The 12,622-nt window shown below is 61.1% G+C and carries 11 protein-coding genes and 1 tRNA gene; 7 read left to right on the forward strand and 5 right to left on the reverse strand.

The features are described 5' to 3' along the window. The first annotated feature begins 46 nt into the window (after window positions 1-46). Genes oxlT through pyk form a run of 3 tightly spaced genes read left to right on the forward strand, consistent with a single transcriptional unit; the run spans window position 47 to window position 4,070 of the window. Window positions 47-1,366: an oxalate/formate MFS antiporter gene (gene oxlT, locus ACOIX3_RS24465; RefSeq protein WP_420964622.1), complete on the forward strand. Its 1,320-nt coding sequence runs from the start codon at window positions 47-49 to the stop codon at window positions 1,364-1,366. Further along, window positions 1,356-2,651: a glycerate kinase type-2 family protein gene (locus tag ACOIX3_RS24470; protein WP_420964623.1), complete on the forward strand. Its 1,296-nt coding sequence runs from the start codon at window positions 1,356-1,358 to the stop codon at window positions 2,649-2,651. Before oxlT ends, ACOIX3_RS24470 begins: the two co-directional genes overlap by 11 nt. Before the next feature lie 3 nt (window positions 2,652-2,654). Beyond that, on the forward strand, window positions 2,655-4,070 hold the full coding sequence (pyk, locus tag ACOIX3_RS24475) for a pyruvate kinase (protein ID WP_420964624.1): 1,416 nt from the start codon (window positions 2,655-2,657) through the stop codon (window positions 4,068-4,070). A 501-nt stretch (window positions 4,071-4,571) separates the two neighbouring features. Here the strand turns inward: pyk and ACOIX3_RS24480 are convergent. The 4 genes from ACOIX3_RS24480 to ACOIX3_RS24495 form a co-directional block, all read right to left on the reverse strand. After that, window positions 4,572-4,721, reverse strand: a complete 150-nt coding sequence (locus ACOIX3_RS24480; RefSeq protein WP_420964625.1) for a hypothetical protein — start codon at window positions 4,719-4,721, stop codon at window positions 4,572-4,574. Between the two features lie 94 nt (window positions 4,722-4,815). After that, a complete protein-coding gene (locus ACOIX3_RS24485) occupies window positions 4,816-5,646 on the reverse strand; it encodes an alpha/beta fold hydrolase (RefSeq protein ID WP_420964626.1) in 831 nt (276 codons plus the stop codon). A 39-nt stretch (window positions 5,647-5,685) separates the two neighbouring features. Beyond that, window positions 5,686-6,291: a hypothetical protein gene (locus ACOIX3_RS24490; RefSeq protein ID WP_420964627.1), complete on the reverse strand. Its 606-nt coding sequence runs from the start codon at window positions 6,289-6,291 to the stop codon at window positions 5,686-5,688. Between the two features lie 541 nt (window positions 6,292-6,832). Then, complete coding sequence (locus ACOIX3_RS24495; RefSeq protein ID WP_420964628.1) at window positions 6,833-7,990, reverse strand: DUF6236 family protein; 1,158 nt, start codon at window positions 7,988-7,990, stop codon at window positions 6,833-6,835. A gap of 193 nt (window positions 7,991-8,183) precedes the next feature. On the opposite strand from ACOIX3_RS24495, the gene ACOIX3_RS24500 reads away from it, so the two are divergent. Genes ACOIX3_RS24500 through ACOIX3_RS24510 form a run of 3 tightly spaced genes read left to right on the forward strand, consistent with a single transcriptional unit; the run spans window position 8,184 to window position 11,547 of the window. Continuing rightward, window positions 8,184-8,792, forward strand: coding sequence for a nucleotidyltransferase domain-containing protein (locus ACOIX3_RS24500; protein WP_420964629.1), 609 nt, complete (start codon window positions 8,184-8,186; stop codon window positions 8,790-8,792). Beyond that, on the forward strand, window positions 8,785-9,210 hold the full coding sequence (locus ACOIX3_RS24505; protein WP_420964630.1) for a hypothetical protein: 426 nt from the start codon (window positions 8,785-8,787) through the stop codon (window positions 9,208-9,210). Before ACOIX3_RS24500 ends, ACOIX3_RS24505 begins: the two co-directional genes overlap by 8 nt. Window positions 9,211-9,264: 54 nt before the next feature. Beyond that, a complete protein-coding gene (locus ACOIX3_RS24510; protein ID WP_420964631.1) occupies window positions 9,265-11,547 on the forward strand; it encodes a hypothetical protein in 2,283 nt (760 codons plus the stop codon). Between the two features lie 132 nt (window positions 11,548-11,679). On the opposite strand, the gene ACOIX3_RS24515 is transcribed toward ACOIX3_RS24510, so the two are convergent. Beyond that, window positions 11,680-11,753 (reverse strand) — tRNA-Gly (locus tag ACOIX3_RS24515). A gap of 481 nt (window positions 11,754-12,234) precedes the next feature. Here ACOIX3_RS24515 and ACOIX3_RS24520 point away from each other — a divergent pair. Further along, window positions 12,235-12,621 carry a YciI family protein gene (locus ACOIX3_RS24520; protein WP_298372976.1) on the forward strand — a complete coding sequence of 129 codons (387 nt, stop codon included), beginning with the start codon at window positions 12,235-12,237 and terminating at the stop codon, window positions 12,619-12,621. The last annotated feature ends 1 nt before the right edge of the window (window position 12,622 follow it).

Below are 12,622 nucleotides of genomic sequence, written 5' to 3' on the forward strand. Positions count from 1 at the left end.
GCCCGACGCAGCCGGACCAACCGACCAACATCTTCTGGGAGCGCACATGATCTCCAGCACGAAACCGGCATCGACGCCCGGCGGCTTCCGCTGGCTCCAGCTCGCGATCGGCATCGTCTGCATGGCGATGATCGCCAACCTGCAATACGGGTGGACGCTGTTCGTCGATCCGATCGACGCGAAGTTTCACTGGGGTCGTCCGGCCATCCAGCTCGCCTTCACGATTTTCGTGATGACGGAGACATGGCTGGTGCCGGTCGAAGCTTGGTTCGTGGACAAATACGGCCCGCGCATCGTCATCATGTTCGGCGGGCTGATGATCGGATTGGCCTGGGTGCTGAACTCCTACGCCTCTTCTCTCGTCATGCTCTATGCGGCGGCTATTGTCGCGGGCATCGGCGCTGGCGCCGTCTACGGCACTTGTGTCGGCAACGCGCTGAAATGGTTTCCGGACCGGCGCGGCCTCGCCGCAGGCGCGACCGCCGCAGGCTTCGGCGCCGGCGCAGCCCTCACCGTCGTGCCGATCGCCAACATGATTGCCACGAGCGGCTACCAGAGCACCTTCCTGACGTTCGGTATCGGGCAAGGCCTCATCGTTCTCCTGCTGGCCTGGTTCGTCCGCCCGCCGCATGGCGTCGAGGCCCCGAGGAAAAAGCAGCTCAACCTGCCGCAGAGCGCAATCGACTACACGCCGCCCCAGGTCCTGCGCACACCGATCTTCTGGGTCATGTACCTGGTGTTCGTCATGGTGGCTTCCGGCGGGTTGATGACCGCCGCGCAAATCGGCCCGATCGCCCATGACTTCAAGATCGCGGACACGCCGGTTACCCTGGCGGGCTTCCAGATGGCGGCGCTGACCTTTGCCATCTCGCTCGATCGCGTGTTCGATGGGTTCGGCCGCCCGTTCTTCGGCTGGGTCTCCGACACGATCGGCCGCGAACACACGATGTTCATAGCGTTCGCGACTGCGGCGCTGATGTTGCTGACGCTGTCCACCTACGGCCACATTCCGGTTGTCTTCGTGCTGGCCACCGCGGTCTATTTCGGCGTCTTCGGCGAAATCTACAGCCTGTTTCCGGCGACGTCGGGCGACACGTTCGGCGCCAAATACGCAACCACCAATAACGGCATGCTCTACACGGCGAAGGGCACGGCGGCACTCCTCGTGCCGCTCGCAAGCATCATCTCCTCGCAGCTCGGCTGGCAGGCCGTGTTCATCGTCGCGGTTGCGCTCAATGCGACCGCCGCCCTCACCGCCTTGCTGGTGATCAAGCCGATGCGGCGCGCGTTCATTCTCGGCAGTGAGACGACGGCAAAGGCCGCGATCGCGCCTGCACCTGGCCGGAGCGCGGCGATTGAACACTGATTGGACGGACCTGCGGGCGCGGACCGCGCTGCGGAAGATCTTCGATGCTGCAATCGCCAGCTGCGATCCAAGGCTAACCATCGCGCGCGCCCTGCCGGCAAAGCCGAAGGGCAGATGCATCGTCGTCGGCGCCGGCAAGGCTTCGGCCGCGATGGCGGCAGGCCTCGACGCGGCCTGGCCTGATGTCGACCTTTCAGGCGTCGTGGTGACGCGCCACGGCCATTCAGTTCCCGCAGGCCGCATCGAAGTGCTCGAGGCGTCTCATCCCGTGCCTGATGACACGAGCAAGACCGCCGCCCTTCGCATGCTCAGCGCCGTTCAGGGACTTTCAGCTGATGATCTCGTCATCGCCCTGATGTCCGGCGGAGGCTCAGCCCTGATGACTCTTCCTGCCTCCCCGATGACCCTCGCCGACAAGCAGGCGGTCAACCGGGCGCTCCTTGCGAGCGGCGCGACGATTGCCGAGATGAACGTTGTCCGCAAACATCTGTCGGCGATCAAGGGTGGACGGCTGGCGCTCGCTGCCCGCCCCGCCCACGTCACGACCCTCGTGATTTCGGATATTCCCGGCGACGATCCCGCCGCGATCGGCTCCGGTCCCTCGCTGCCGGACGGCAGCACAAAAGCCGATGCGCAGGAGATCGTGAGCCGGTTTGCAATCGACCTGCCGGACGCGGCGCGGCTTGTCCTCGCGCAAGCCGACGAGACCCCAAAACCCGGCGAGATCGACGCCGATGTGCGCATCCTTGCCGCGCCGATCCACGCGCTTGACGCTGCGGCAAAGGTCGCGCGAGATGAGGGCCTGACCCCGATCATCCTTGGCGATGCGATCGAAGGCGAGGCGCGCGAGCTCGGAACCGTGATGGCGGGCATCGCCCGCTCGGTCGCAAGCCATGCGCAGCCCGGCCCTGGCCCTGCTGTGCTACTCTCCGGCGGCGAGACGACGGTGACGATCGGACGTGGGCCGGCTGGCCGCGGCGGCCGCAACACCGAATTCCTGCTGGGGCTTGTCATCGCCCTGTCCGGTACGTCCGATATCTGGGCGATTGCGGGAGACAGCGATGGTATTGATGGAACGGAAGATGCGGCTGGCGCTTTGATCAGTCCGGATACCCTGCGGCGCGCTGCCGCGAGTAGCCTCGACGCACGGGCCTACCTGGCAGCCCATGACAGCTACACCTTCTTCGACCGTCTTGGGGACCTCGTGCACACCGGGCCAACGCTTACCAATGTCAACGATATCCGCGCCGTGCTGATTGCGGCCGGCAAGCCAGCAATGAGGTAACCCATGCGTCGTCATCGACGGGCCAAGATCGTCGCAACCGTTGGCCCCGCCAGCAGTTCCCCCGAGATGCTCAAGGCGCTGCTGCTGGCCGGCGTCGATACGTTCCGTCTCAACTTCAGCCACGGAACCCAGAGCGACCACGCAAGCATCCATGCCGCGATCCGAAAGCTGGAACAGGAAGTCAACCGGCCGATCGGCATTCTGATGGACCTCCAGGGTCCGAAAATCCGCGTCGGCACCTTGCGCGATGGCAAGATTGCCGTGGCGACCGGCGAGACCATCCGGTTCGTGCTGTCCGGATCGGAGGGCGAGCGAACGTCGATTCCGCTGCCGCATCGGGAAATCTTTGCCGCCGTGGCCCCCGGCCACGACCTTCTGATCGACGACGGCAGGGTCCGGGTTCGCGTCGCCGGGCTCGGTGACGATTTCATCGAAGCCAGGGTGATCGTCGGCGGAACGATCTCGAATCACAAGGGCGTCAATCTGCCGGGGACGGTGCTCGACCTTTCGCCGCTCACCGCCAAGGACCGCCTCGATCTGGAGTTCGGACTGAACCTCGGCGTCGACTGGGTCGCCTTGTCGTTCGTGCAGAAGCCCTCCGATATCATCGAGGCGAGAAGCCTCGTCGGCGACCGCGCCGGTCTGATGGCCAAGATCGAGAAGCCGGCAGCGCTCGAGCGGATCGACGACATCATCCAGCTGTGCGACGCCATCATGGTTGCGCGGGGTGATCTCGGCGTCGAAATTCCACATGAGGACGTGCCCGGGCGCCAGAAGGAGCTGGTGCGGGCTTGCCGTCTCGCGGTGAAGCCCGTGATCGTCGCCACGCAAATGCTGGACTCGATGGTCGCAGCGCCAACCCCGACGCGCGCGGAAGTCTCCGACGTTGCGACCGCGATCTATGACGGCGCTGACGCGGTGATGCTGTCAGCGGAATCCGCGACGGGCCACTATCCGCGCGAGGCCGTCGAGATGATGGATCGCATCATCCGCAGCACCGAGCAGCACAAGATGTACCGCTCGATCGTCGAGGCGACCCAGCCCGGCGAGGAGCAAACGCCGCCGCATGCCGTTGCAACAGCGGCCGCCGACCTCGCCTCCGTCATTCACGCCGCGGCCATCGTGGCCTACACGTCGAGCGGCACCACGGCCGCACGCGTCGCGCGCAAGCGGCCGAGCCTGCCGATCCTCGCCATCACCCCCAGCCGCGAAGTGTCGCGCCGCTTGTGCCTGCTCTGGGGCGCGCACAGCGTTCTGTCCGACGATGTCGGGAGCTATGAGGAGATGGTCGAGCGCGCGACGGTTGTTGCGCATGCAGAGCAGTTTGCATCAAGCCGGGACCTGCTGGTCGTCGTCGCCGGCATTCCCTTTGGACAGGCGGGAAGCACCAACAACCTGCGAGTCGTTTCGCTCCCCTGACGGAGCCATCCACCAGCATCGCGGTCCCAAGCACCCTGCGCATCCGGCCCGTCGGGATTTCTCGGCCTCGTTGCGCCGGGCGCCCGAGTCTCAGGGCATGGCGCCAAACCAGATCACGAGCGCGAATATCACCAACAAGGCGACGGTGATGATCGCTTCGCTCGTTGGTATGCGCTTCATAGGCCGCCTCCGCGCGCGGGAGCGGGATGCTGCGACGGGGCGGTGGTTCACATCAGCACGACACCGCCCGCTTGAAATGCATGCGGACGGCGTCGGCTCTAGCCCCAGGAAGGAAATGCAAAATCCCGGCAGCCAATAGGTCTACACATCTGGGCAGAAGGTTCACGTGACGATCGGCATACTCCAAAGGGTGTAGGATCGCCGACCGCAAGGGACGCCGTTGACACCCATCCTTGGCACCCTCGGCCGCATGACGATCTCACCACGACCATGGGCCGCAAGATGCAGCGCCGGCAGCACCTGTCGCTCGACGCCGAGCCCTTAGCGCCACGAACCGTCCGGCCCAAGGGGCAAAGTCGGATGGTCGCGGTCGTTCTCGTCGGGCTTGACCCTGAATCCCTGTCGAAACGCGAACCAGATAAAGCCGCCCAGTGCGGCCACACAGATCGGCGCGAGAATCCAGTCGGGCATGGCGTGGTCCTCCAGTCTACCGACTGTTAGTCGCCGCTATCTTCGGCCGAGTTCAATACGGGTGCCGCGCCCCGTCGCAGCGCGCCCCCGCCCCTCAACCGCTGGCATTTCCGATGAAACCTTGGATGCGCGGCAAGACGCTGTCGATGTCGCTCATTTCCATTTCATGTGTCAGTCCGTCGATCGTGCATAGCAATACCTTGGAGTTCGCCAAGGCGGGCTCGATGCTCCGGGCACTTTCCAGTGCAACCGGATTTTTCCCGCCGACGATCCAAAGCGTTGGACAGAGCAGTTGCGCCGGAACGATTTCGTCCCAGTCGAGTATGGCGGTAAGCCACGGAACTTCGTGCTGCGCACGGGCGCTCTGAAGATAGGCGCGCTCGGGGTGAGTAAGCGACTCCAAATCGAGTGTCCCCTCGTCTCGCGCGCGCAGAATCGGTATCCAGCGATCCCGAACGCCCGTCACCGTGCGGCGGAAGTCACCGGAAGCGCCGGGACCAAACGGCACACCGACCATGACGAACCGTGTTACGCGCTCCGATTTGGCCGCAAGATAGCGGCCAGCATTTGCTCCGAAAGAGTACCCCCAAAGCGCGAATCGTTCGATACCCGCATGATCGGCAACAGACAGGATGTCTTGGCAGTGGCGGTCGATGCCGTATGCCTCAACTCTCGTCGGCTTGTCGCTTTCACCGTGACCTCGAAGGTCCATAGCCACGACGGTGAAGTCCGAACTTAACCTATCCACGTAGCCAGCATCTTGCCACGTTTGGCGAGACTGAGCCCCACCGTGCAAAAGCACCACAGCAGGACCTGAGCCGGTCTTTTCATAGGCAATACGAGTTGCGTCGTCTGACGTAGCGAAATGCGCAGGCATGTTTCTTTGCTTCTTTCGGATATGATTGATATCGGGCTGAGCGCGCATGCGTCTCAAGCCGTGTCGGCGGCAGTCGTCTCGCTCAGGTCAAAGATTGCGCGCTGTCGGCGTACGACCAATCGGCAAACGACCACGGGTCGCCGCCAGGCGAGCCGAGCAAAGAGCGCGCCAGGCGCGGGTGCCATAACTTGCGACGAGATCGTTCCCCGTCTCCTTCCAGAGCGACGACATGGGATCCAGCCCTAGCATTCGTACGAAATTTTCGTCGCCAACGACGATCTGCCTTGCGAACGGAAATAGAAACCGCGCGCCACCTTGGCGGCAGAAAGAGCGGGCGTCAGCATAGGTTGAAAACCAGCTGTTGAGCAGGAATTGACAACGAAGATCGTACCAGAGGCCGCCGAGGTCGTCGGATAGTTGGGCTCGCCCCTCAAGCACACGGCGAGCGTGCGCCCAATCGTGAAATCCAAGTTCCGCGGAAACGATATTCAGGGCGTGCGCAAGCTTCCAGGACACTGGCAAAGCCCAACGTCGCTTCCTCGAGATCCAGCGCGCATAGAACATCGCATCTGGTACTTGATTGGCCAGATCATTCAGGCGGAGCCGCGCGCGGATCTTGACTTCGCGCAGGAGTTCGCTCGCGGCGACTTGAGACGACGCAAACGCAATTTCTTTTGATGGAGATAAAGGCACAACAACCCTCCGTAGAGACTTCGGCCTTCCCGCTGTGGCCGAACAAAGGGTCGAGTCATTGTCGTAACCCCGATGCCATTCGAAGCATCTATCGCAACGGGAAACGAACTATTGAAGGGTGAGAGCCTCTTGCGCGGGAAGGCGCCCCTTCGGCACCTTCGTGAATAGTAAAGCCGATTTGGAAGCAGTGCAAGTTGGTAGCGGAGAGCCCTCTGCTTCTCTGCTGCTGCGGCACGAACCGCGCGTAGGGGCGGTAGTACGGCTGCGGCGTCTGCGCCGCGTATGTCGCTGGCGAGGCGATCCGCTCGTACTCGATGGCAGTGGAGAGGCTGGAGCGGGTGAAGGGAATCGAACCCTCGTATTCAGCTTGGAAGTCAGGAAATCTTGTAGTGCTTTCAATGATCGTTCTGACATTTTTTGGTATTTTTGCCCATTGAGATCATTGCAGAAGTTATCTTTGTCAGAACGGAACCGCGGACCGACGCTTAAGCCCTAGCACCGTCGCTCGTCGGCTCTCAAAGCACCGTCGCCTTAAGAGATCTTATTGACGTTGATATTGCTGGTGCGCCTGCATCAGCATGCCTGCGGACGCTTTCGTGGGTGCGCTGAACGCCCGTTGGGCATCCAGCAAATAGGTGTATTTGGAATCCCTCCGCGCCTTGCGCCGCGCGAAATAGGTCTTCACGGCGACATCGGTCAAGGTCAAGAGCGCGCCGCTGCCGAGCGCAATCGCATGGGAGATCGCGGCGGCGGACGGAGGCAAAAGATGCGAAGCGGCTGCGACCGCAACCGTTTGGCCGGGAACTGTCAAACTCATGCAACGCTGAAACGCATCCCACGTGCTTTGGATAGACGCGGCTTGGAGCTCAGACTTAAGGTCGGCCATACCCTTCTCAACTTCATCCGTGTAAATCCGCTTTGCTTGACGCTCCATCTCCTTGGGGTCCGCTTCTTTAATTTTACTATTCAACTCATTGAGCTTCGCGCTCAGCTCGATCAGCTGATGCCGGCGCTTTTGTTTGAACGTGATGATCTTCGCAATCGGGGTCTCGGGATCGATGCGAAGGTTCTTCATCGTGAGGCTGACCAGCCTTCCCGCTTGCGGTACCGAAACCGAGGCTGAGTCCGCCAGCAGCGAATAAACCGCAGAGCCGTGGTCGACAGCACTGTTCGTCACCGGCACAAGATCGTCCCGCGCTTCCGCCAGCAAAAGCGCGAGCGCGGCCATGTACATGTCGCTAAAATCAGCGTTGACGAGCATCCATTCCGATGAATCCTTTTCCGCCCGCTCGAACATTTGCCGAAGCGCGAAGGAGACCTTGTCGGGATGAAGCTCCGAATACCCCGCTTTGTCGCGGTGGAGCTGCACGCGGGTCGGACTGCGAAAAGCTTCCCATAGTTCGACGAGGTTCGGCTCAGCTTCACCCACCGCAAGCGTGAAGGGAAGCGGCGAACGGAGCTGCGCAATGAGTTCAAGCGTGCGCTCTCCGAGGCTCTTAATGACTTCCGGATGGTCATCGCAATAAAGCGGACGAAGCTGCCCTTCTTCGAAACAGATTTTCGTGTCGTCTGTCTCGTAAGGCGTCTTAATCGCCCGCGGCACGATCGTATAAAGGTCGTCCCAATAAAGGAGCGCCGATCGGAGCCAGGCCGGGTCGCGTACATCGATATTCGGGTAATAAAGCGCCGAGCCGTTCATGACGTCTTCCCACCTTTCAAGCGATTTGGTTTGCGCATCCTAGCGCTACCCCGCGACGCCCCTCACCCGCCAAGCGCGTCCCGTCTCAAATTTAATATCGATGCGCGAAGAGGAATGATTTATAATACTTTGATTATACTACGTTTTACCTTTATTATTGAACCTTCCCAATTTGGGTAGTATGTTCCCCAACATGGAAAACCCGCCAAAGACCTTTGGCTTATCGGACGCGCTGTTCTCGAAAGTGCAGCAGCGCGTCCTAGCCCTGCTCTTCGGCCAACCGGAGCGTAGCTTCTACACCTCCGAGATTTTGCGCGAGGTCAATTCTGGCGTTGGCGCGGTTGACCGCGAACTCGGTCGTTTGCACCATAGCGGCCTCGTCACCTTGGAGCGGATCGGCAATCAGAAACATTACCGCGCCAACCAAGACGCACCCATCTTTGAAGAATTGCGCGGCCTGCTTGAGAAAACGGTCAACGTCACTGAGCCTCTCAAGAAATCTTTCGAACGCCATGTGCGCGGGATCCATTCCGCTTTCATTTTTGGCTCGGTTGCCAAGGGCTCTGATACCGCCGACAGCGATGTCGATATTCTCGTCATTGGGGACGACCTCAACTACGTCGATCTGTACACCGCAGCGCAAGAGGCCGAGCGGGCGTTGCAGCGCCCTGTCCATCCGCTCTTTCTGTCGTCGCAAGACTGGGAACGCCACACCGCTGACCACGGCTCCGTGATCAATAAGATCAGCCAATCGCCCAAGCTCTTCTTTATCGGCTCCGAGAACGGGCTTCGCCATGGCTAAGGCCGAGCTCGACAACCTCGTCAAAATCAAACAGCTCAAGCTCGAGGCACCCTCGCGCAAAGAGTATGACGGCATGCTGAAATCTGCGCAACGCGGTCTCACCGATGCCCAAAACGAAGACCTTGAAACGGACAGCCAGTTCGACCTTGCCATTGAGGCCGCGCACAAGCTGGCACTGGCGACGCTCCGGCGCGAAGGCTACCGCTCGGAAAACCGAGTCACTGTTTTCCAGGCGCTGGTCCACACCATCGGCGTGAGCAACGCCGATCTCCAGATCTTTCTAAAAGCCCATAACGAGCGCAACCTTGCCGCCTATCAAGGCCGCTACGATATCGATGAAAAGCTTCTTGCCGACCTGATCGCCGCTACCAAGCGCCTCAGTACCGCCGTCGCAAAACTGACGCCGCCCGCAGCTTAAGACTTTCATCGCTACTTAAGCCCGCATTAGCCTGCCGCAGAAACGGCACAACGCATGATTCCTGATCGTCTTGCAAAACTGAAGTTCATCGCCGAAGACATGCAGTTTGCCTTTCACATGGCGTCGCAGGTCACGGACCCGTTCCTCACCCGCACGATCGCCCGTCACGTGCTGATCCGCGCCGAGAACTTCATCGAGCATGCTCGCGGGCTGCGTCGTCCACTTCAGGACGCCGGCTTCGACATGAACGCCTTCCGCCAAGCTACACGCGCATACGCCGCCGCTTTCGAAGAGTATTTCACGCTGGCGCGTCATCGCCTCGGGGCGCATGTGCAGGATTTCGACTTCGGCAAACGGATCGAACTCTGGAATGAGATCGAGATCGTCAAGGTCAGCTATTTCGTCGATGGCGCGCGGCAACTTTACGAGAGCCTCGCAGCACTCGGCGTGCCGGGCTATGTCGCCTATGCCGACCCGCCTGAGATCTCCGATCCGCGCGTGGTCGACACGCTCCTCCATATCCAACGCACGCTGGACGCCCGCACCTGGGTCGAGATGGGAACCGATGCGCTCGCGATGACGCGCGGCAACACAGCAGCCGTCCTCAACATGACGCCGGTCCATTCCCGCGCTGGGCAATTGGCCTTGATACGGCGCTGGATCATACTGCAACTCGACCTTATCGAGAAATTCGCGGCATTCCCCGCGATCACACGCATCTTCAAGGCCCGCATCATCACCGACATCGTCAGCTTCTGCGACTGCCTCGTGACACGTCCGGTGGCACCCGACGCGCCGCAAGCCATGGACGGGCTCGACAAGCTCGTGCAGGCCGAAGGCCAATCTTCGGCACCGATCGACAGCTTTGTTGCCGCTTCACATTTCGAAACCGAGCTCGACGCCACCCGGGCGGTGCGCAACAAAATCGGCGCGCATCTTGAAAGCGATGACGCGCATCCGCTCGCAACGCTTCTGTCCGACCTCGATCGCTTCGATCTTGCCAAGGCGCTCGCCTTCTACCGCCGTTGTGCCGCAGCCTTCCATAAGCTCTGCTTTACTGTCCACTTCCTTCGTATGTACGCCGCCGATGGCAGCCGGCTTTACGGCGTGAGCATGAGCCATTCGTCGGTCCAACCGTTCGCCGGCACCAACGCGGCACTACCGCCGGCGCCGCCCGAGCCGCCAAAAGTCAACGATGAGGAGGAGTATCGCAAGAACCTGACGCTCTGGATTGATGGCGATGAAAACCAGAAAGGCACCGCTCGCTCCTTTTTCTGGAACGCGTTCCTGGGCTCCGACGCGGTTGAGACCATCGATGAGACCGAACGCCTCGGCTTCAGCGCCCGCTATGGCTCGCACCCGTTTCGAAAGGCCCACGCGTTTGTCCTTCAAGCCTTAAACGACAACCTTTCCGACGTCGATTTCAAGGGCGTGCTCGATCTCCTGCTCAACAACCGGAGTGGCGCGCCCTACCCGCTTGCGGAACTTCTCGTCCGCTACGGCCAAAACGCCACGCCGTTCCGGCGCTACCTGATCTGCCACGTGCTGGGTGAAATCGGCAGCGCGCCGCACGAAAGCGTCTCCGCGTTTCTCGAGGCCTATAGCCGTTCTCCTATCTGGGGTATCAGGCTGGAAGCTTCGCTTGCCCGCTACAAGACTTTCGTCAAAGACGAAGGCTTTTATCGCATCAATCACAGGGGGCAATCCCGCGCCGAGCACGACGATCTCGTAGCCGCCATCACGCGCACCATGACGCCCGACGAACAGTTGATCTGCCTTCTCAGTTTCGCAAGCCATCTCAGCGGGCCAAACCTCGGTTCATTTGCAAAGCCCTTCGAGGCGAACTACACGGCCATGAAGTCCGAGATCGAGGCGCTTTGCATGCCGTACCTCCATGACGACCCCGCCATGGCAAAGGCCACGCTTCTCAAGCAGCTCATCGACACCAACGACTATGTTGGCATCGGCATCCATCTTGCGCTCAATTTCGAAGACGGCGAGAAGCATCGGTTGTACGACGCCGTTGTGCGCAGTTGTTGCGACGGAACGATCAAAGATGCCGGCCACGACCAGGCCACGCGTCATCTCGCCATGGCCTTCATCTTGAAGAAGGAGCACCGATACGCGCTGGATATTGCAGAGCCGCTTGCCTCCCGTAATCCTGAGTGGATTGACGTTCAAATCCTTGTCGCGCAAATCCTCGGCCAGATGGAAGGTTCCGAAACCGGAGCAAAAGAGCGGGTCAGCACCATCCGAAGCGCTTACAAACTAAGCCCAACACAAGAAGCCCTGCTCACCGTGGTCGAAGCGGAAATCACGCAGCGCGCCTCGTCCTAGACTAACATGAAGGCGCCAGAAGGCTCTTTTTTGGATGCAGTTGTACCGGTCTTCAGCCGCCGCAAAAAACGATTGTCAGAATGACGCTAAATCGGTTTCCAAAATTCGTAGCTAAGCTATTGAAATAGTTATTGGAGCGGGTGAAGGGAATCGAACCCTCGTATTCAGCTTGGAAGGCTGCTGCTCTACCATTGAGCTACACCCGCATCGAGCGATCACCTAACACGGCCGGGCGGCCGTCTCAACTGCCTCGGCAGGCGTCCCTGTGCGCCGGTCAACGAGACTATGTCCGCGCAATCCGGCCGGTTCCTGGCCCGGATGGGGCGGACGGCGGGCTTAACAGCGGCAGATTCGCCACCTATATTGCTGGTCCCATCAACAAAGAAAGGAGGTGATCTAGTGTCTTGTCTCAAGCGCTGTCACCTCGCTGGGATCGCCCGCTAGGCGCTGAGTAATCAGCCTGGCAATCGGGGCGCTCTCAGCCCTGGACCAGCGAGACAACAAATCCGGGGGCGCGGCGGAAGCGATTCCGCCGCGCCTTTTTGGCTGTTCGGGCCGCGCTAGTCGACGCCGGCGGGATACCTTGTCGCAGCACGAAAACCGGCCGGTCCGATACACATGAAATGTCGGCGTGGCCGGCTCTGGGCCGTCCTTGGCCTGTCGCATCAGAAATGAGGAGCTCACCAGATGCTTTATGCCATCCTGGCCTATCACGTCGAAGCCGAGGTCAAGTCGTGGAGCGCCGATGAGGACGCAGCCGTCATGGCGGGCCTGCGCGAGGTCCATCAACGGTTGAAGGGACGGCTTGGCCCGGCCGCCCGGCTCGGCGAGACCCGCAACGCCAGCACCCTGCGCGGGCCCGGCCATGGCATGGTGATCGACGGCCCGTTCTCGGAAACCAAGGAGCAGCTGCTCGGCTTCTACGTGATCGATTGCGCCGATGAGGCAGAAGCGATCGCCGCGGCGCGCGACCTGCGCAGCGTCAACCCGTCGGCCGTCTACGAGATCCGCGCGCTGAAGCGCTACACCCCGGGCGCACCGTTTCCGGAAACCGCGGGCCCAAGCGACGCGTAGA

This window comes from Bradyrhizobium sp. B120 (assembly GCF_049075665.1).
Lineage (GTDB): Bacteria > Pseudomonadota > Alphaproteobacteria > Rhizobiales > Xanthobacteraceae > Bradyrhizobium.

Coding starts and splice junctions, on each gene's coding strand:
- ACOIX3_RS24500 (WP_420964629.1), top strand. CDS start 8,184: ATGGAAAACCCGCCAAAGACCTTTGGCTTATCGGACGCGCTGTTCTCG.
- ACOIX3_RS24480 (WP_420964625.1), bottom strand. CDS start 4,721: ATGCCCGACTGGATTCTCGCGCCGATCTGTGTGGCCGCACTGGGCGGC.
- oxlT (WP_420964622.1), top strand. CDS start 47: ATGATCTCCAGCACGAAACCGGCATCGACGCCCGGCGGCTTCCGCTGG.
- ACOIX3_RS24510 (WP_420964631.1), top strand. CDS start 9,265: ATGATTCCTGATCGTCTTGCAAAACTGAAGTTCATCGCCGAAGACATG.
- pyk (WP_420964624.1), top strand. CDS start 2,655: ATGCGTCGTCATCGACGGGCCAAGATCGTCGCAACCGTTGGCCCCGCC.
- ACOIX3_RS24505 (WP_420964630.1), top strand. CDS start 8,785: ATGGCTAAGGCCGAGCTCGACAACCTCGTCAAAATCAAACAGCTCAAG.
- ACOIX3_RS24520 (WP_298372976.1), top strand. CDS start 12,235: ATGCTTTATGCCATCCTGGCCTATCACGTCGAAGCCGAGGTCAAGTCG.
- ACOIX3_RS24485 (WP_420964626.1), bottom strand. CDS start 5,646: ATGCGCGCTCAGCCCGATATCAATCATATCCGAAAGAAGCAAAGAAAC.
- ACOIX3_RS24495 (WP_420964628.1), bottom strand. CDS start 7,990: ATGAACGGCTCGGCGCTTTATTACCCGAATATCGATGTACGCGACCCG.